Source organism: Streptomyces sp. NPDC047869, assembly GCF_040704065.1.
GTDB lineage: Bacteria > Actinomycetota > Actinomycetes > Streptomycetales > Streptomycetaceae > Streptomyces.
Genome location: NZ_JBEYRK010000001.1, coordinates 312,905 through 330,407, shown reverse-complemented (window position 1 = coordinate 330,407; position 17,503 = coordinate 312,905). Strand labels below are relative to the sequence as shown.

The following is a 17,503-nucleotide window of genomic DNA, read 5'->3' as shown; positions in this document are numbered from 1 at the left end:
GGCCCCCGCCGGGGCGGCAGTCCCGGCACTCATCACCCCACCACGAAGGACGATGAACGACGATGCATCGGTACAGGTCCCACACCTGCGGCCAGCTCCGCGCCTCTGACGTCGGCACCGACGTCCGGCTGAGTGGCTGGCTGCACAATCGGCGCGACCTGGGCGGCATCCTCTTCATCGATCTGCGCGACCACTACGGCATCACGCAGCTCGTGGCCCGTCCCGGCACCTCCTCGTACGAGGCCTTGGACAAGCTCTCCAAGGAGTCCACGGTCCGCGTCGACGGCCGCGTTGTTTCACGTGGAACCGAGAACGTGAACGCCGACCTGCCCACCGGTGAGATCGAGGTCGAGGTCTCCGAGGTCGAGCTGCTCGGCGCCGCGGCCCCGCTGCCCTTCACCATCAACGCCGAGGACGGGGTCAACGAGGAGCGGCGCCTGGAGTACCGCTTCCTGGACCTGCGTCGCGAGCGCATGCACCGCAACATCATGCTGCGCACGGCCGTGATCTCCGCGATGCGGCACAAGATGGCGGCGATGAACTTCAACGAGATGGCGACGCCGATCCTGTCCGCCACCTCGCCCGAGGGCGCCCGCGACTACGTCGTTCCCTCCCGGATCCACCCCGGCAAGTTCTACGCGCTGCCGCAGGCCCCGCAGCAGTTCAAGCAGCTGCTGATGATCTCCGGCTTCGACCGCTACTTCCAGATCGCGCCCTGCTTCCGCGACGAGGACGCCCGCGCCGACCGCTCGCCGGGCGAGTTCTACCAGCTCGACGTCGAGATGAGCTTCGTCGAGCAGGAGGACGTCTTCCAGCCGATCGAGAAGCTCATGACGGAGCTGTTCGAGGAGTTCGGCGGCGGCCGCCACGTCACCTCCCCCTTCCCGAGGATCCCGTTCCGCGAGGCGATGCTGAAGTACGGCTCGGACAAGCCGGACCTGCGCGCCAAGCTGGAACTCGTCGACATCACCGACGTGTTCGAGGGCTCGGAGTTCAAGGCGTTCGCCGGCAAGCACGTGCGTGCGCTGCCGGTGCCGGCGGTCCAGGACCAGCCGCGCAAGTTCTTCGACCAGCTGGGTGACTTCGCCGTCTCGCTGGGTGCGAAGGGCCTGGCGTGGGTGCGTGTCGGCGAGGACGGGACGCTGTCCGGCCCGATCGCCAAGTTCCTCACCGAGGAGAACGTCGCCGAGCTGACCAAGCGCCTGTCGCTGGCGCCCGGCCACGCCATCTTCTTCGGCGCCGGCGAGTTCGACGAGGTCTCGAAGATCATGGGCGCGGTGCGCGTCGAGGCCGCCCGGCGCGCCGGGCACTTCGAGGAGAACGTCTTCCGCTTCTGCTGGATCGTCGACTTCCCGATGTACGAGAAGGACGAGGACACCGGCGCGATCGACTTCTCGCACAACCCGTTCTCGATGCCGCAGGGCGGCCTCGAGGCGCTGCAGACCCAGGACCCGCTGGACATCCTCGGCTGGCAGTACGACATCGTCTGCAACGGTGTCGAGCTGTCCTCCGGCGCCATCCGGAACCACGAGCCGGAGATCATGCTCAAGGCCTTCGAGATCGCGGGTTACGACCGCGAGACGGTCGAGGACAAGTTCGCGGGCATGCTCCGTGCCTTCCGCTTCGGCGCCCCGCCGCACGGCGGAATCGCGCCCGGCGTGGACCGGATCGTCATGCTCCTCGCGGACGAGCCCAACATTCGCGAGACGATCGCCTTCCCGCTCAACGGCAACGCCCAGGACCTGATGATGGGCGCGCCGACCGAGCTGGACGAGTCGCGCCTGCGCGAGCTGCACCTTTCCGTCCGGAAGCCGCAGCCGAAGTAATTCGCGCGCCGTTTCAACGACGGCCGGAGGGCGGCCCCCACAGGGGGGCCGCCCTTTTTTGTGCCGTGCCGGATTCCTGGGTGGATTCCGTTTCGCGGTGTCAGAATCCGCAGTACACCGAGCTGCCGTAGTCGCTCAGCAGATCGTCGCGGATCCAGCCGTACACCCCCGTGCTGTCGTTGCGGACGTACGTCCAGGTGTAGTCGCCCGCGACGGTGTAGCAGTGGTAGTCCAGCCGCTGGGTGGAGTAGGCGATCCCGTTGATCGCACAGCCGGTGCTGGAGCCGCTGCGCTCGTTGGCCCCGTCGGCCGTCTTGTTCCAGGCGCTCGAGTCCTTGTCCGCCACGGTCTTGCCGCACGACGCGGCCGCCGAGGCGGGCGTGGTCGCCAGGGCGATCGGCAGGCTCGCGGCCACCGCCACGAGCGTGGGCAGAACGACTGCGAATCGACGCTTCATTGAACCCCCATCGTCGTTGTTCTTGTCGTTGTTGCTTTTCCTTTCGCGTCACCCGGGATCGTCCGGGTCCCGAGTGGCACTAGTACGATTCGGTGCCGGGCGGACTGAAGAAATGCTTCCGATAAGGGATGTCCGTTTCTGATCGATGTGCGACCGAAAAAGCATGATGGGGGAATAGGCCATTCCTGTGCTGTTGTGTGACATGCGTACAACTCTGAGCGGGGTCGCCGTTCGGCTCGAAATGTACGGTCGCCGGCTCATGGATCCGCGGATTCCGGAATTCCCATTACCGGCCCGCGGCGGATGAGAAAGCTCCGTATCCGCCCCTGATCAGTGCGGGTGCAATCCGGTACGGTGTGAAATCCCAGGCGAAGGAGTCGCGTTGACCGCTCGCATACTGGTGGCCGAGGACGACGTGAAACAGGCGCAACTCATCCGTATCTACCTGGAACGGGAGGGGCACGACGTCCAGCTCGTGGCCGACGGACGCTCCGCGATCGACCGCGCCCGCGCCTCCCGGCCGGACCTGATCGTCCTCGACGTGATGATGCCGGACGTCGACGGACTCGACGTCTGCCGCATCCTGCGCATGGACTCCCGGGTGCCGATCCTGCTGCTGACCGCCCGCAGCACCGAGGAGGACCTGCTGCTCGGCCTCGACCTCGGGGCCGACGACTACATGACCAAGCCGTACAGCCCCCGCGAACTGACCGCACGGGTGAGGGCGCTGCTGCGCCGGGCGCGGGCCGCCGAGGGCGAACGGCCGGCCCTGCTCACGGTCGGCGACCTGGAGATCGACACCGCGCGCTTCGAGGTGCGGGTGGCCGGGGGACCGGTGCCGCTCACGGGCAAGGAGTTCGCGATCCTGGCCGTGCTCGCGGGCGAGCCGGGGCGGGCCTTCACCCGGGCGCAGATCATCGACCGGGTCTTCGGGTTCGACCAGAACGTGCTGGAACGCACCGTGGACGCGCATGTGATGAACCTGCGGCGGAAGCTGGAGCGGGGCCGCGACGGAGCCCGGTACGTGGAGACCGTGTACGGGCGGGGCTACCGCCTGGCGACGCCGGCGCCGGACGGCGGGACGCGGTGAGCTTCCGGCTGCGGGTGCTGGCCCTGCTGGCCCTCATCGCCCTGACCGCCACCGGAGCCACCGCCTGGCTGACGTTACGGCAGGCGACCAGCCAGGCACGGGACTCGGTGACCGCCGGACGCCAGGACGTGGCGCGGATCACCGGCGCCCTCCAGTCGTACGGCTTCCGGCACGGCACCTGGGACGGCGTGGCCCCCACCGTGCGGAAGCTGGCGGCGGACACCGGTCAGCGGATCCGGGTCGGCACCGAGACGGACGTCCTGCTCGCCGACTCCGACACCCTGGCCGGCCGCACCCCGCGCCCGGTCGGCGGACAGCCGCCCGTCCTCGTCGACCCCCGGCCCCGGCTGCGGCTGCCGGAGACCTCGGTGCCGCTCGCCTCGGTCAAGCGGACGGTGGCCGCGATCGCCGACTACCGGTCCGCCGTCACCTACGCCACCTGCCTGACCAGGGCCGGCGCACAGGTCACCGCCCGGACCGGGCGGACCGGCATCCCCCGGATCAGCACCGACCGGGACCAGGCCCAGTGTGTCCAGCCCGACCCCGGAGCCGACCCCCGGGCGGGGGAGGACCACGCGGCCGTCTCCCGCTGCTCCGGCGAACAGCGCCTCACCGCCTGTCTGCAGCGGGTCTTCAACGAACGGACCGCCACCCTCGCCCCGCCGCGCCTTCAGGTGGGGCTCGGCTTCCGGGGCGAGGCACCGGCCGGCCTGGCCGCCGCGCCCACCGTGGCGGTCGCCTCCGGTGTCGCCCTGGTCGCGGTGCTCGGCGCGCTGTTGCTCAGCCGGGCGGTGCTGCGGCCGGTACGGGCCCTGACCTCGGCCGCCCGGGACCTCGGCGAGGGCGAGCTGGAGCGGCGGGTGCCGGTCTCCGGGCGCGACGAGATGGCCGAGCTGGGCCGGGCGTTCAACCGCATGGCCCACTCGCTGCAGGCCGCCGAGGAACGCCAGCGCCGACTCACCGCCGACATCGCCCACGAACTGCGCACCCCGCTCGCCAACGTGCGCGGCTACCTGGAGGCGCTGCGGGACGGCGTGGTCGAACCGACGCCCGAACTGCTGGACTCCCTGCACGAGGAGGCGATGCTGCAGCAGCGGATCGTCGACGACCTCCAGGACCTGGCGCTGGCCGAGGCGGGGGCGCTCACCTACCACCGGGCCGTCGTGGACCTCGGCGACCTGCTGGAGACCAGCCGCACCGCCCATCTGACCCAGGCGGAGGCCGCCGGTGTGACGCTGCGGACCGAGGCACCCCGTCCGGTACGGGTCCACGCCGACGCCGACCGGCTGCGGCAGGTGGTCGGCAACCTGGTCGGCAACGCGCTGCGGGCCACCGCGCCCGGCGGGACGGTGACCCTCTCCGCCGAGCGCCGGGGCGACACGGCGGTGCTCCTCGTGCGGGACACGGGCAAGGGGATCCCCGCGGAGCAACTGCCCCACCTCTTCGACCGCTTCTGGCGCGCGGACCCCGCCCGGGGCCGCACCACGGGAGGCAGCGGCCTCGGCCTCGCCATCACCCGCCAGATCGTCACCGACCACGACGGCACCATCGAGGCCACGAGCCGGGTGGGCACCGGGACCACGTTCACGGTGACGCTGGGGGCGGTGAGGTGAGCGGCGCGGCGCGGGGCCGGTGGTGGTCGGGTGCCCGTCGCGGTGACGCCGGTGACGCCGGTGTCGGGGCGCGGGGCCGCGGCCGCGGTCACGCGGTGACGGCCTCGGCGCTCGCGCCTGACGGCGGACGGCCGTGCCCGTCGCGAAGGGCGACGGCCACCGGGTGATGAGGGACCGGCGGCCACCGGGCGGTGAGGGCTGCCCGGCGGCCGTCCGGCGGTGAAGGGCGCCGTCCGGCGGTGAAGGGCTCGGCGGCCCCCAGTGGCAGGGGGACGGTGTCCGGTCGCCGAGGGGCCTGGCGGCCGGCCGGCGGCGAGGGACCGGTGGCCGGCCGGCGGCCGTTGGGCTCACGGCCCCGCCAGCGCCTCCGTAGGGGTCAGGCGGCCCGCTCGGACCGCCGGGTACAGGCCTGCCAGGGCTCCGATGAGGAGGGTGACGGCGACGCCCGCCGCCGTCGCCCAGACCGGGACCTGGGTCGGCCAGCCCCGTACGGACGCGAAGACCGCGGTGATCGCCGTGCCCAGTACCGTGCCGCCCAGGCCGCCCAGCGCCGACAGCAGCAGTGACTCCGAGACGAACTGGCCCCGGATCTGCCCGCTCGTGGCGCCCAGCGCGCGGCGCAGCCCGATCTCCGGGCGGCGTTCCAGGACCGAGATCACCATGGTGTTGCCCACCCCGACCCCGCCCACCAGCAGGGCCACCGAACCGAGGCCGAGCAGCAGCCCGGTCAGCGTGGACTCCGTGGCCTCCCGGGCGGCCAGCGCGTCGGAGGGCCGGGATACCAGCACGGCGTTGGGCTTCTCCGGGTTGGCCGTCGCCGCGAGCACCGCCCGCACCTGGGACACCCGGTCGTCACGGGCCCGTACGTACACCGTCGACGGATGGCCGTCGAAGCCCAGGTACGTCCGGGCCGCCTGCCAGCCGACCAGCGCCGAACCGTCGATCTCCGGCGCGAGCGGCACCGGTTCCAGGACACCGACCAGGGAGAACCACTTGCCGCCGAGCCAGAGCCGGGTGCCCGGCGTGTAGACGTCGAGCCGGCGGGCGGCCTGCGCGCCGAGCACCACCGCCGGGTACTCCTCGGTCGCCTCGGTCAGCCACCGCCCGGCCCGCACCTCGCCGCCGACCGCGGGCAGCAGTTCCGCCCCGGCCGCGGCCACCTCCACACTGCCGGTACGCCCCACGGGGATGTGCTCGTTGCGGTAGACCGCCGCGTCCTTCACCTCACCGGTCGCCGCGACCTGGTCCACCGGCCCGATCCGCCGGATCATCGGCACCGCCTCCTGGGGCAGCCGGGTCGCCGTGCCGTCCGGCGTCCGCCCGGGGGCGACCCGCAGCATGTTGGTGCCCAGCGCGTCCAGCCGGCGGTCCACCTCCGCCCGGCTGGAGGACGAGATGCCGACCACGGCGACCATCGCGGCCACCCCGATCGCGATCCCCAGGGCGGACAGGAAGACGCGCAGCGGCCGGGTGCGCAGTCCGGTGCCCCCGAGCCGCAGGAAGTCGGCGGGCCGCAGCCGGGCCGGCCGGAGCGTGCCCCCGCCCGCGGTGCCCGGCCTCATCGCCGGTCCCCCGTACCCGCCGTGGCCGTGCGCGGGCCGCTGCCGCTGTCGGCCACGACGCGTCCGTCTCTCATCTCCACCCTGCGGTCGAACACCTCTGCCATCTCCCGGTCGTGCGTGATGACGACGACCGTGGTGCCGGCCGTGTGCAGTTCCCGCAGCAGCGCCAGCACCGCGGCCCCGGAGGCCGAGTCGAGGTTGCCGGTCGGCTCGTCGGCGAGCAGCAGCGCCGGTTCACCGATCACCGCGCGGGCCACCGCGGCCCGCTGCCGTTCGCCGCCGGAGAGCTGGTGCGGGAGGTGGCCGAGCCGGTGGTCGAGCCCGACGCGGGCCAGCGCCCGCGCGGCCCGGCGCCGGCGTTCCCGCAGCGGCACCCCGGTGTACAGCAGGCCGTCGGCGACCGTGTCGAGCACGGGCACCCCGACCGCGAGGTGGAACTGCTGGAACACGAACCCGACGCGCTGCGCGCGCAGCGCGGACAGCTCCCGGTCGGAGAGGCCGGCGACCTCGTACCCGTCGATGACGATGCGCCCGGCGGACGGCCTGTCCAGGGTGCCCATCAGATGCAGCATGGTCGACTTGCCCGACCCGGACGGGCCGACGACGCAGGCGAGTTCGCCGTGCCGGATGGTCAGGTCGACGTCCGCCACGGCCCTGACGCCCCCGGCGTACGTCTTGGAGACGCCCGCGAACTCGACCACCGGGGCGAGGGGGGCGGCGTACTCGACGTCCTGCGGGGTCACTTGGGGATCCTCACCTTCATGCCCTCGCGCACGCCCGGACCGCTGACCTCCACCTTGCCCCCGGCGAACAGCCCCGTCCGCACCGGGACGAAGCGTCCCGGACCGCCGGCGTCCCCGCCCTTGCCGCCGCCTTCGGTGCCGTCGTCGGCGAGTTCCAGGCCGTAACCGCCCTCGGCGAGCGCGGTCAGCGCGGCGACCGGCACGGTGAGGACGTCCTTGCGCTGCTTCTGCGTGTACCGGACGGTGACCGGTCCGCTCTGCAGCCGGCCCAGGGAGCCCTGGTCGTCGAAGGTGATCACGACGGAGACGGTCGCCGGCTTGCCGTCCGAACCACCGCCGGAACCCCCGTCCGCGCCACCGCCGTCGCCTCCGCCGTCACCCGCGCCCGCGCCGTCACCGCCCCCGCCGGACGCCGACGAGGCGTCCGAGCCCAGGCTGGCGACGGTCCCCTTGACCGAGCGGCCGTCGGGCAGGTCCACGGTGACCTCGCCGCCGCGCCGCGCCCAGTCCGTGCCGGCGGCCGGAGCGCTGACCGTCACCATGCGGGAGGTGCTGGTGTAGCTGACCTGACCGCCGGCGGCCTCGTCCCCGACGCGGGCACTGGTGCCCGCGACCCGTACCGGGCCGGGCGCGTACACGACGTCGCCGGCGCCGACCCGGCCGGTCTGCGGCAGCCCGAGATGCCTCTGCCAGCGCTTGACGGCGTTCGCGGTCAGTTCGGTGTACGACTCGTCGACGGTGAAGCCCGAGTAGCCGAGGGCGCTGAGGTTGCTCTCGAACTGCTTGACGTCCATGCCGTGCAGAGGTGCCGCCGCGGCGGCGCCCGGGCGGGTGACCGAGGCGGACGGGGTGGCCCCGGCCGGGGACTTGCCGCCCGCCGGCCCGCCGTCGCCCGTGGCCGTGCCGTCGCCCGTGGCCGCCCCGTCGCCCGCCGCCGCATCCGGGCGCTCCGGCTCCACGACCCCCAGCTCCCGGTACATCGGCAGACTGCCGTACAGCAGGACCACGGGACGGTCGTCGGCCCGCATCACCGTCTGACCGCGCCGCAGGGTGGTCCCGGTGGCCGGCAGCCAGGTCACCGTGCCCTTCGCCTTGACCGGGAAGGGAACCTGCGGGCCGTGGCCGAGCTGCCCGTCGACCTCGGTCTGGTCGGTGAGGGTGGCCCGCGTGACGTGTACGACCTGGCTGCTGCGGCCCGGTGCCGCGGCGTCGTCCGAGCCGCCGCCCCCGCCGAGGCCCAGGGCACCGACGACGCTGACGCCGGTCACGACGAGGAAGCCGGCCACGACGAGAGCGAGCCTGTTCCGCCGGCGTGCGGCGGCCCGGTCGGGCCCGAGGACCGGGCCCGTGTCCCCGGGGCCCTCGGGGTCCGCCGCTCCCGCCACCGGCTCGTGGTGTCCGTCCTTCATGACGTCCACGGCACCGGCCCGTCAGCCCTGGGCCGAGGGCGCGTCGGTGGGCACGCCGATGACGGAGGCGCACGCGCGTGTGGCCCGCTTGGCGCCCGCGGACGTGGAGTCCCAGGTGACGTCACGGAAGTGGCCGCCGGAGTCGGTGTCCGGGAAGTCGGCGGCGCCGTGCTCCTGCATGCACTTGGCGTACTTCTGGTTCTTCCGGATCTCCGCCTTGGACAGCTCGGGCTGCTGGGCCTGCTCGACACTCTCCGGGACCGGAACGCTGAGGTCCGCGCACTTCTCCTGCGCCTTGAGGGCCTTGGGGTCGCGCTTCCACTTGGACTGGTCGCCGAGGTCCACCTTGCCTGCGGCGTCGGGGTCCGGCGCGTCGAGCCCGGCGCCGCGCAGGCACTCGACCCACTTGCGCTGGGCGTCGACGTACTCGGTCAGCTCGCTCGACGCGTTCTTGGAGGCGCCGGCGCCCGCCTTGCCGCCGCCCGCCGAGGCGACCTCCCCGCCGCTGTCGCCGTCACCGCCGCAGCCGGCGACGCCCACCACGGCCGCCACCGCCACCCCGACCAGCCAGGTCCGCGTCCCGAACCGCCGCCGCGCACTCATCACCGTGTCCCCTTCACGCCGTCGCCGCCCGGCCTGTTCCGGCCGGGCGGCGACGAATGTAGATCCGGGGTGATGAAGGACCTATGAAGAAGCCGTCAAGAACTGTTCCGTCAGGACAGGGACTTGTAGCCGCTCCATCCGGTGGCGATCTTCGTGCGGGACCCGAAGGAGCCCTTGCCGTCGCCGCTGTTGCGCCAGAGGTTGCCGCTGCTGTCGCGGGAGACGAGGTCCGCCCTGCCGTCGTCGGTGAGGTCACCCACGCCGACCACGGCGTTGTAGGAGGCGCCCCAGTCGCCGAACACCTTGGCGCGGGCCGCGAACGTGCCGTCGCCCTTGCCGTTGTAGCGGTAGAGGGTGTTGGCCTTGTCCTGCGCGAGCAGGTCGCCGATGCCGTCGCCGTTGAGGTCGCCGGCGCCGATGATCTTCTTGTAGCCCTTCCATTCGTCGTACAGCTTCACGCGGGACGACAGCTTGCCGGTGCTGGTGCCCTTGTAGAGGTAGACGGCGCCGGTGGAGGCGTTGCGGGTGATCAGGTCCGGGCGTCCGTCGCCGCTGACGTCACCGGGCGAGGTCAGCACGTCGTACTGGGTCCAGCCGCTGCTCGCGAGGGTGGTGTACGACGTCGACGGCTTGACGGCCGCGTTGCGGCCCGGCTTGTACAGCCGCAGGGCCCCGCTGCTGTAGCGCACCAGGACGTCGTTGCAGCGGTCGCCGCTCAGGTCGCCGAAGGGGACGGCCTTGACGGTGGTGGCCCAGCCGGTGCCGGTGGTCTTGGAGCCGAACTTGCCGGTTCCGGTTCCGTACTGGAAGGTCAGACCGCCGGAGGAGTTCAGGGTGAGCAGGTCGCCCCGGCCGTCCGGGCCGTCCACGCTGCCGAAGTCGTGCCGCACGGCCGATCCGCGGGTCAGGAAACCCTCGCCGGAGGCCACGGTGTCCGCCGTGCCGGCGCCGACGCCGGTCGCCTTCAGGGCCCAGCGGAACTCACCGTTGGGGAACGGGGTGCCGCCGGACGTCTTCCCGTCCCAGTTCACCGACACCTGGGACGAGGTCGCCCCGCCGGTGAAGGTGCGGGTGCCACGGGCGGTCGCACCGCTCTGCACCGAGGTGAAGGTCAGGGACCAGGAGGTGACCGGGCGGGACAGGGTCACCTGGGTCCAGTGGGGCGTCGAGCCGGGCTCCACGTAGCTCTCGGTCTCCGTGCCGATGGACGTCACGGCCGAGGGGGTGACACCGGTGGTGGCGATGTGCGTGCGCTGGTAGAGGTCGGTCCAGGCGACCAGGCCCGTGTACTCGTCCACGGTCCACCGGAAGCGGCGGTCCACGGCGAGGCCCGACTCCTGGACGCCGGTGGCGACCACCCGGGTGGCGCCGGTGGCCGCCCCGGTCAGCACCAGGGTGCCGGCGGAGTGGTCGTGACGGACCGTGAAGCCGTCGCCGAGCAGCACGTCGCCGCCGGTCACCGCACGGGAGGTGGCCGCCTTGGTGTCGTAGACACCGGCGGAACCGTCGCCGCACGCCCAGTACACCCAGCGGCCCGCCGCCTGCAGCTCCTTCGGCACACAGCCGAGGCCCGGCACGGTCACCGTGGCGAGGGTGCGGTCCTCGGTGAGGCTGTACGAGGTGAGCTTGCCGGCGGTGGTGGTGGCGCTCCACAGGGTGGAGCCGTTCAACGCGGCGGCGCGCACCGAGCGCTTCAGCTTCTGGCCCTGCCCGAACTCACCGACGTACTGCGCCGGGGAGGCACCGCCGGAGTTGTACACCGCGTAGCCGTCTGAGACGTCCACGATCGTGCCGCCCGCGGTGTGGAACTCCAGGGAGCCGCTGGACCATTCGTCACCGATGGCGACCAGCCGGTCCGCGTTCTCCAGACCGCTGCCGCCCTCGTCGCCGTCGTAGTAGGTGCCGAGGAAGACGTCCTCGGGTTCGGTTCCGCTGTTGCCCCACAGCATGGTGCAGCCGGCGCCCTGGTACGGGCACGCGGAGGTGACCGAGTCACCGGTCGTCGGTTCGGACGCGGTCAGTGCGGTGCCGCCGTCGGTGGTCAGCGTGCGCACCGTGGTGGTGTCCGAGGTGCTGCCGGGCTTGTCCTCGGCGACGCGCAGGCTGCCGCGGCTGAGCGCGTAGCCCGTCTTGGCGTTCTCCACGGCCGGGACCTGGGCCACCTTCTCCAGGCTCGGCGAGCCGTCCTGCCCCTGGCCGACGCGCCGCACCCACCAGTCGGCCGGGCCGGTGCCGCCGGTGACGAGGGCGCCGCCGCCGGAGGCGTGGACCGCGTACTCGCCGGCCTTCGCCAGCAGGGTGTGCGAGGAGCCGTCCGCGAGGGACACGGCGGTCAGCTCGCTGGTTCCGGTGCCGGTGTGCAGGGGCAGCAGCAGCCAGTCGCCGGTGAGGACCGGGGCACCGTCCAGGGTGGCGCCGGGCGCCGGCAGGTCGAGCACCTGCTCGGCGCCGCCCGGGTCGGTGCGCGGCTTCAGGTGCAGGTCGCCGGAGGAGGAGTCGTACCAGCCGGTTCGGTCCTCGCTCTGGACGGTGACCGGGCGGGCGCCCACGTTCGTGAAGGCCCGGGTGGCGACGGCCGTGTCGATGTCGAGGTAGTAAAGGCTCGTGCCCACCTTGACCAGCGCGCCGTGTGCGTCCGCGGCGGTGATCGCGCCGGAAGTGACGCTCACCGAGGACGGCTGGATGGCGCGGGCGCGCCACTGGCCGTCCACGCGGTCGATCAGGTCGCGCTCGGTGACGACGGTCTTCCCGGCGAGACCCCGGTACGCCGTGGCGGACGTGAAGGACGACGTCGTCCGCGTCTTCGGGTCCCAGAGGGTGACGATCTTGTCCGAGACGGTCGACGGCAGTGCGACCAGGTCGGCGTCCGAGCCGTACCAGGCCGTCGGGCAGGTGGTCGAGCCCAGGTTCGCGCACGAGCCGACCGGCGTGTAGACGCCGTCCTCGGTGCCCACGACCGCGGTCGTGCCGTCACCGTAGTCCGTCCACAGCAGCCCGGGGACCCCGCTCGCCCGGTGCAGGAACCCGCTCTGCCCGGCGACGAGCGGCCGGTCGGTGCGCGGGTAGGCGGAGGAGCCGGGGTGGCTCAGTGTGATCTCGGTGGTGTCTGTCGCCGGGTCGGCCGGGTCGGCGGAGGCGCCGCTCTCCGGCAGTACGGCCGCGGACACGGCCGCCACGGCGACCGCGAACGAGGAGACGGCCGCGGCCATGCCGCGCCGTCTCGGGGCGTGTCTGCCCACGTGAGGTTCCCTCCCCGCGAGGGCCCCCGCCCTCGCCAAGTGAGCGGACTTTACCAGCGCTTTTGCCGTTGTTGACGAGGAGGGTGACTGGTCACGCGCCGTCACTCGGATCGGATCACGTGTCCGTGTCCGTGTCGGGGTCCTGCCCGGTGTCCGGGTACGCGCCGTCCTCCATCAGCCGCTCGGCGATGTCGTCGGACCAGTGCTGAGCCCAGGCGCGCAGGGCGAGGATCTGCGGTTCGTCCAGGCCGTACCGGAGGAAGTCGGCGTCGGCGTAGAAGTCCGTACCGGTGAGCCGGGACTGGAGGGTGGTCAGGTCGAAGGGGTCGTGGGCGTGGCGGCGGCCCAGTTCCTCCAGGCGGGGCAGGGAGAACCGGGCGGCGGCGCCCTGCGCGTCGACGAGGTCGACGGCCGCTCCCCGGTCGTAGAGCGCGCGGATCTTCGTACCGACCGCGTCCTCCAGTGACAGGGCCGGTCCGTACTCGGTCAGCTCGGGCGGCTGCCAGAAGGCTTCCTTGTGCAGCGCGAGGGCGATGGGCTCCCCGCTCGGCGGATCGGTGACGGTCAGCTGCGCGGTGAGCGGGGTGACGGCCCCGACCCGCACCCGGCGCCCGCGCGCCTCAAGCGCCGCATCGACGGCGGCCACGATCCGCTCCATGGCCTTGGGGCTCTCGGTGGCGAAGTCGACGTTGGCGTGCGGACGGGACACCAGGCCGTGTGCCTGCAGGGCATGACCGCCGGCGAGCACCAGCGCATACGGGCTGCCTGCACCGAGAACGTCCGCGAGAAGTCGCCGCTGAGGGTCGGAAGGGGTCACGGCATCCGTACTTTGCCAGATGGGGGGCGGGGTGGTGGGGCGCCCCGCCCAGGACCTCAGAAGCCCGGACAGGTGATCCGGCCGACGTGGACCCGCGAGAACGGCCGCTCACGGTCGGGCCCGCACGGCGAGGGGCGTCCCGCCGGCGTCGGCGTCGGCCGCCACGCACCCCTGGCAGTTCTGTGGGTCGGGGCCCCGGTATCCGCGGTCGCAGGTGTCGCAGTTGCGGAGTGGATGGCGGACGGGCGGGGCCGGTTCGGGGGCGCGGAACGGTGGCGGGGGTGGGAGCTGGGCGGTGAGGCGGTGGGCCAGGAGGGCGGCCGGGCGGCGCAGGGGCTCCGGTGGCAGGTCGCTGGTCAGGGCGTGGCGCACGGCGGTGAGGGTGAGGTCCCGCTCCAGAACTCAAAGACCTGCGCATTCTTGAACTCCGGTATGGCACCATCCGGGCCCAGGCGCTCTCCCCACGGGAGTCGCTGGCCTTCATCGACCAACTGCTGGGAGAGAAATGATCCGCAAGACCACCGCTCGGGACACCTCCGAGCTGGCGTGGTTCAAGAGCAGCTACAGCAGCGGCAACGACGGCAACTCCTGCGTCGAGCTGGCCATCACCCCCGGCACCGTGCACGTCCGCGACTCGAAAAACATAGGAGGCCCCCAGCTTGCGTTGGCCCCGGAGGCGTGGGCCGACTTCGTGGCGCACGCCTCGGGAAGCTGAACGGCCCGGGGACAACTCCTCCCGGGCCGTCAGACACACACGAAGCAGCCCTACGCATCGCTCGTGAGGTCGGGGGTGAACAGTTCCTCCGGCGTGTCCGCCGTGATGGCGCGGTCCAGATAGCGAGTGAGGGCGTCCGGGTCCGGACACAGCGAGAGGGGGCGGTAGATCTCCTTGGGTACGTCGATGTCACGTACCTCCAAGACCCGCAGGACCGCTCCGGACCACGCTGCGGTGTATCCGGCGGTATATCCCCTGACCCAGTCCTCGTCTTCGTGGTCCTCCGCAGACTGCTTGTCCAGCCCGGCGCGGATGCGGGCCATGTCCCGGAGGGAGAGGGATCCTTGTTGTCTCAGCTCCTCCAGTCCGGCACGGAAGTCGCCCAGTACGCGCTCCGGTGGTACGCCCAAGCCCACGGACAGCAAGTTGAACCGGAGCAGGTCGAGTAGCTCCGGTGATGCGTCGCGATCGTCGATCATGATGGCGGCCTGGGTCAGGCTTCAGCCTGGTGCGCGGTGGCTCCAGGGTCCTCGGCGAAGAGGTCGTCGACGCTCTCCACGTGGGGCGTCCGGTCCAGCCAGCGGTTGAGGAGACCGAGGTCGGTGCAGTTGGCGATGCGGTCCCGGGCCTCCTCGGGCACGGAGACGCCCCGTGCTTCGAGGAAACGAAGAATGGCCTTGGCCTCGCCCTTGGCCTCGCCTTTGGCTTCGCCCCTGGCCTCGCCCTTGGCTTCCCCCTCGGCCTGGCCCTCGAGGAAGGTCTTCTCCAGCAGGGTGCCCCGGCCGGGGAAGAAGTTGGTGAAACCCATCAGCTTTCTCCATGTCTGTCGGGCCGGAGTGTCTCCAAGGCCGATCTCCAGTAGGCCGCTGAAGTACACGGCCGTCAGCGGGTCTGTCTCCCGTAGGGCGCCGAACAGGGCCTCCAGTATGGCTGTGGCCTTCGGGTTCTTGCTATGCGTGATGGCGGAGAACGCCGCCATCGCCAGGTTCCGTGCGGCCGTACGCCGGTCGGTGATCACCGGTACGTTGTCCGGGCTCAGGACCAGGGGATGGGTGCTTTGAGTGGTCCATCCCCGCACCTCGCAGGTGAACGGGCCGCTCGCCCACCGCGCCGTACGCCGGTCGGTGCAGGTGACGAGGAGCAGCACCGGGAGGCGGAACTTCTCGTGGAGGTATGCCACGTAGTACGACCAGCTCGTCGCCTTGCGGTTGTCGCGCCGGCCCTGCGTCTCGATGGCGAGCAGGAAGGCATCCCCATCGGATGGTTCGACGCGCAGGACGGTGTCCACGCGTCTCTCCAGAGGCTGGATCTCCGTCACGTCTGCGCTGAGCACCGACACCGACGCCTTGGCGGACATCGGGACTCCGAGGAGGTCGAAGACGGGGGTGAGGAGTTCCGGCCGGTCCTGGAAGATCCGGTGAGACGCCTCGTGGGTGGATGTGACCATGCGGTCAACGTAGGTGGATCAAGGTGCCCGGATGCTGTGTGATGAGAATGGTTCACCCGTTCGGGTAGGGAGGAAACGTTCACGCCTCCTTGTTCAGCGTCCGGGAAACGCGGAGGCCCGGGAACGAGGTGTTCCCGGGCCTGCGTCTATGTGGAAGTGGCTTACGCGGTCAACTTCGCAGCCAGGCGCTCAATGAGAGTCGCTTTCCTGGCGACCGTCACCGTCAGCCCGCTTCGCCGCCGAAGCGCTCCTTGTAGTTCTCCAGGTCCTCGTCCGTGAGCTTGGCGAAGAGGACCGGCGGAACCGTGAAGGGGGTGCCGGCGGGGACGGCGGAGAGGGACATCGCCTCGGCCGCCGTGACCCACGTCGCCGTGTCGTTCTCGAGAGAGAACGCCTCGCGCATCGTCTTCGCCGTCTCCGGGATGAAGGGCTCGGAGACCACCGCGTACAGGTGGATCAGGTTCATCGCCGTGCGCAGGGTGAGGGCCGCGCCGTCCTTGTCCGTCTTGATCTCCAGCCAGGGGGCCTTCTCCTCCAGGTAGGAGTTGCCGGCCGACCACAGGGCGCGCAGGGCGGCGGCCGCCTTGCGGAACTGGAGAGCCTCCATCTGCGCCTCGTACTCGGCCAGGAGGCGCGCGATCTCCTCGCCGAGCTTCGCCTCGGCCTCGCCCGGCTCACCACCGGCGGGCACATCGTCGCCGAAGCGCTTGCGGGAGAAGGACAGAACCCGGTTGACGAAGTTGCCGAGGGTGTCGGCGAGGTCCTTGTTGACCGTGGCGGTGAAGTGCTCCCAGGTGAAGGACGAGTCGTCCGACTCGGGCGCGTTGGCGATCAGGAAGTAGCGCCAGTAGTCGGCGGGAAGGATGTCCAGCGCCTGGTCGGTGAATACGCCTCGCTTCTGCGAGGTGGAGAACTTGCCGCCGTAGTACGTCAGCCAGTTGAAGGCCTTGACGTAGTCGACCTTCTTCCACGGCTCGCGCACGCCCAGTTCGGTGGCCGGGAACATCACGGTGTGGAAGGGGACGTTGTCCTTGGCCATGAACTCCGTGTAGCGGACCTCGGTGTCCACGTCGTACCACCACGACTTCCAGTCGCGGTTCTCCGGGTCCTGGTCCGCCCACTCCTTCGTCGCGCCGATGTATTCGATCGGGGCGTCGAACCAGACGTAGAAGACCTTGCCCTCGGCCGCCAGCTCCGGCCAGGTGTCCGCGGGGACCGGGACGCCCCAGTCGAGGTCGCGGGTGATCGCACGGTCGTGCAGGCCCTCGTTCAGCCACTTGCGGGCGATGGAGGAGGCGAGCTGCGGCCAGTCCTCCTCGTGCCGGGCCACCCACGCCTCGACCTCGTGCTGCAGCTTCGACTGCAGCAGGAAGAGGTGCTTGGTCTCACGGACCTCAAGGTCCGTGGAGCCGGAGATCGCCGAGCGCGGGTTGATCAGGTCGGTCGGGTCCAGCACGCGGGTGCAGTTCTCGCACTGGTCGCCGCGGGCCCTGTCGTAACCGCAGTGGGGGCAGGTGCCCTCGACGTAGCGGTCCGGGAGGAAGCGGCCGTCGGCGGGGCTGTACACCTGGCGGATGGCACGCTCTTCGATGAAGCCGTTCTCGTTGAGCTTGCGGGCGAAGTGCTGGGTGATGTCCCGGTTCTCGGCCGAGGAACTGCGACCGAAGTAGTCGAAGGCCAGAGCGAAGCCGTCGTAGACCGCCTTCTGCGCGTCGTGCGCCAGGGCGCAGAACTCGTCCACCGCGAGGCCCTGCTCCTTGGCGGCCAGCTCGGCGGGGGTGCCGTGCTCGTCCGTGGCGCAGATGTACAGGACGTCGTGGCCGCGCTGGCGGAGGTACCGGGAGTACACGTCCGCCGGGAGCATGGACCCCACCATGTTGCCCAGGTGCTTGATCCCGTTGATGTACGGAAGGGCGCTGGTGATGAGGTGTCGAGCCATCGGGGGCTGCTCCCAGGTCGGGTTGTTTTGCGAACCTTGAAAG

General features: G+C 71.5%; 14 protein-coding genes and 2 pseudogenes. 5 read left to right on the top strand and 11 right to left on the bottom strand.

Annotated elements, in window-relative coordinates:
• Positions 1–62 precede the first annotated feature (62 nt).
• Positions 63–1,826, top strand: a complete 1,764-nt coding sequence (gene aspS / locus AB0924_RS01525; RefSeq protein WP_366910410.1) for an aspartate--tRNA ligase — start codon at positions 63–65, stop codon at positions 1,824–1,826.
• A 100-nt stretch (positions 1,827–1,926) separates the two neighbouring features.
• Here aspS and AB0924_RS01520 read toward each other — a convergent pair whose 3' ends face one another.
• A complete protein-coding gene (locus AB0924_RS01520; protein WP_358929492.1) occupies positions 1,927–2,283 on the bottom strand; it encodes an SH3 domain-containing protein in 357 nt (118 codons plus the stop codon).
• A 382-nt stretch (positions 2,284–2,665) separates the two neighbouring features.
• Between AB0924_RS01520 and AB0924_RS01515 the strand changes: the two genes are divergently transcribed.
• Positions 2,666–3,373: a response regulator transcription factor gene (locus tag AB0924_RS01515; protein WP_366910409.1), complete on the top strand. Its 708-nt coding sequence runs from the start codon at positions 2,666–2,668 to the stop codon at positions 3,371–3,373.
• Positions 3,370–4,986, top strand: coding sequence for an ATP-binding protein (locus AB0924_RS01510; protein ID WP_366910408.1), 1,617 nt, complete (start codon positions 3,370–3,372; stop codon positions 4,984–4,986). The genes AB0924_RS01515 and AB0924_RS01510 overlap by 4 nt, the downstream gene beginning before the upstream one ends.
• A 347-nt stretch (positions 4,987–5,333) precedes the next feature.
• Here AB0924_RS01510 and AB0924_RS01505 read toward each other — a convergent pair whose 3' ends face one another.
• The 7 genes and pseudogenes from AB0924_RS01505 to AB0924_RS01475 all read right to left on the bottom strand — a co-directional run.
• The gene (locus tag AB0924_RS01505; protein ID WP_358929486.1) at positions 5,334–6,548 is read right to left on the bottom strand and encodes an ABC transporter permease; all 1,215 of its coding nucleotides are present in this window, start codon (positions 6,546–6,548) and stop codon (positions 5,334–5,336) included.
• Positions 6,545–7,291 carry an ABC transporter ATP-binding protein gene (locus AB0924_RS01500; RefSeq protein WP_358929484.1) on the bottom strand — a complete coding sequence of 249 codons (747 nt, stop codon included), beginning with the start codon at positions 7,289–7,291 and terminating at the stop codon, positions 6,545–6,547. Before AB0924_RS01500 ends, AB0924_RS01505 begins: the two co-directional genes overlap by 4 nt.
• Entirely contained in the window at positions 7,288–8,700 is a 1,413-nt protein-coding gene (locus AB0924_RS01495; protein WP_366910407.1) for a peptidoglycan-binding domain-containing protein, read from the bottom strand. The genes AB0924_RS01500 and AB0924_RS01495 overlap by 4 nt, the downstream gene beginning before the upstream one ends.
• Positions 8,701–8,721: 21 nt before the next feature.
• The gene (locus AB0924_RS01490; RefSeq protein ID WP_366910406.1) at positions 8,722–9,303 is read right to left on the bottom strand and encodes a hypothetical protein; all 582 of its coding nucleotides are present in this window, start codon (positions 9,301–9,303) and stop codon (positions 8,722–8,724) included.
• A gap of 110 nt (positions 9,304–9,413) precedes the next feature.
• Positions 9,414–12,542: a VCBS repeat-containing protein gene (locus tag AB0924_RS01485; protein ID WP_366910405.1), complete on the bottom strand. Its 3,129-nt coding sequence runs from the start codon at positions 12,540–12,542 to the stop codon at positions 9,414–9,416.
• 115 nt (positions 12,543–12,657) lie between these two features.
• Positions 12,658–13,359 carry a nucleotidyl transferase AbiEii/AbiGii toxin family protein gene (locus AB0924_RS01480; RefSeq protein ID WP_358938173.1) on the bottom strand — a complete coding sequence of 234 codons (702 nt, stop codon included), beginning with the start codon at positions 13,357–13,359 and terminating at the stop codon, positions 12,658–12,660.
• Positions 13,360–13,467: 108 nt separating this feature from the next.
• Positions 13,468–13,758, bottom strand: a pseudogene (locus tag AB0924_RS01475) (hypothetical protein); the annotation flags it as partial.
• Between AB0924_RS01475 and AB0924_RS01470 the strand changes: the two are divergent.
• Positions 13,758–13,868, top strand: a pseudogene (locus AB0924_RS01470) (transcriptional regulator); the annotation flags it as partial. The pseudogenes AB0924_RS01475 and AB0924_RS01470 overlap by 1 nt on opposite strands.
• Entirely contained in the window at positions 13,865–14,074 is a 210-nt protein-coding gene (locus AB0924_RS01465) for a DUF397 domain-containing protein (RefSeq protein ID WP_358938167.1), read from the top strand. The pseudogene AB0924_RS01470 and the gene AB0924_RS01465, both read left to right, overlap by 4 nt.
• A gap of 50 nt (positions 14,075–14,124) precedes the next feature.
• Here AB0924_RS01465 and AB0924_RS01460 read toward each other — a convergent pair whose 3' ends face one another.
• The 3 genes from AB0924_RS01460 to metG all read right to left on the bottom strand — a co-directional run bounded on the left by AB0924_RS01460 (position 14,125) and on the right by metG (position 17,460).
• Positions 14,125–14,553, bottom strand: a complete 429-nt coding sequence (locus AB0924_RS01460; protein ID WP_358938165.1) for a hypothetical protein — start codon at positions 14,551–14,553, stop codon at positions 14,125–14,127.
• Positions 14,554–14,567: 14 nt separating this feature from the next.
• Positions 14,568–15,521 carry a hypothetical protein gene (locus AB0924_RS01455; RefSeq protein ID WP_358938163.1) on the bottom strand — a complete coding sequence of 318 codons (954 nt, stop codon included), beginning with the start codon at positions 15,519–15,521 and terminating at the stop codon, positions 14,568–14,570.
• 223 nt (positions 15,522–15,744) lie between these two features.
• Positions 15,745–17,460 (bottom strand): methionine--tRNA ligase, encoded by a 1,716-nt coding sequence (gene metG / locus AB0924_RS01450; protein WP_358938161.1) that lies wholly within the window; start codon positions 17,458–17,460, stop codon positions 15,745–15,747.
• Positions 17,461–17,503 lie beyond the last annotated feature (43 nt).

What these genes read in the sequence shown, in the direction of transcription:
- aspS (WP_366910410.1), top strand. Translation starts at nt 63, where the DNA reads ATGCATCGGTACAGGTCCCACACCTGCGGCCAGCTCCGCGCCTCTGAC.
- AB0924_RS01520 (WP_358929492.1), bottom strand. Translation starts at nt 2,283, where the DNA reads ATGAAGCGTCGATTCGCAGTCGTTCTGCCCACGCTCGTGGCGGTGGCC.
- AB0924_RS01505 (WP_358929486.1), bottom strand. Translation starts at nt 6,548, where the DNA reads ATGAGGCCGGGCACCGCGGGCGGGGGCACGCTCCGGCCGGCCCGGCTG.
- AB0924_RS01495 (WP_366910407.1), bottom strand. Translation starts at nt 8,700, where the DNA reads ATGAAGGACGGACACCACGAGCCGGTGGCGGGAGCGGCGGACCCCGAG.
- AB0924_RS01490 (WP_366910406.1), bottom strand. Translation starts at nt 9,303, where the DNA reads ATGAGTGCGCGGCGGCGGTTCGGGACGCGGACCTGGCTGGTCGGGGTG.
- AB0924_RS01465 (WP_358938167.1), top strand. Translation starts at nt 13,865, where the DNA reads ATGATCCGCAAGACCACCGCTCGGGACACCTCCGAGCTGGCGTGGTTC.
- AB0924_RS01460 (WP_358938165.1), bottom strand. Translation starts at nt 14,553, where the DNA reads ATGATCGACGATCGCGACGCATCACCGGAGCTACTCGACCTGCTCCGG.
- AB0924_RS01455 (WP_358938163.1), bottom strand. Translation starts at nt 15,521, where the DNA reads ATGGTCACATCCACCCACGAGGCGTCTCACCGGATCTTCCAGGACCGG.
- metG (WP_358938161.1), bottom strand. Translation starts at nt 17,460, where the DNA reads ATGGCTCGACACCTCATCACCAGCGCCCTTCCGTACATCAACGGGATC.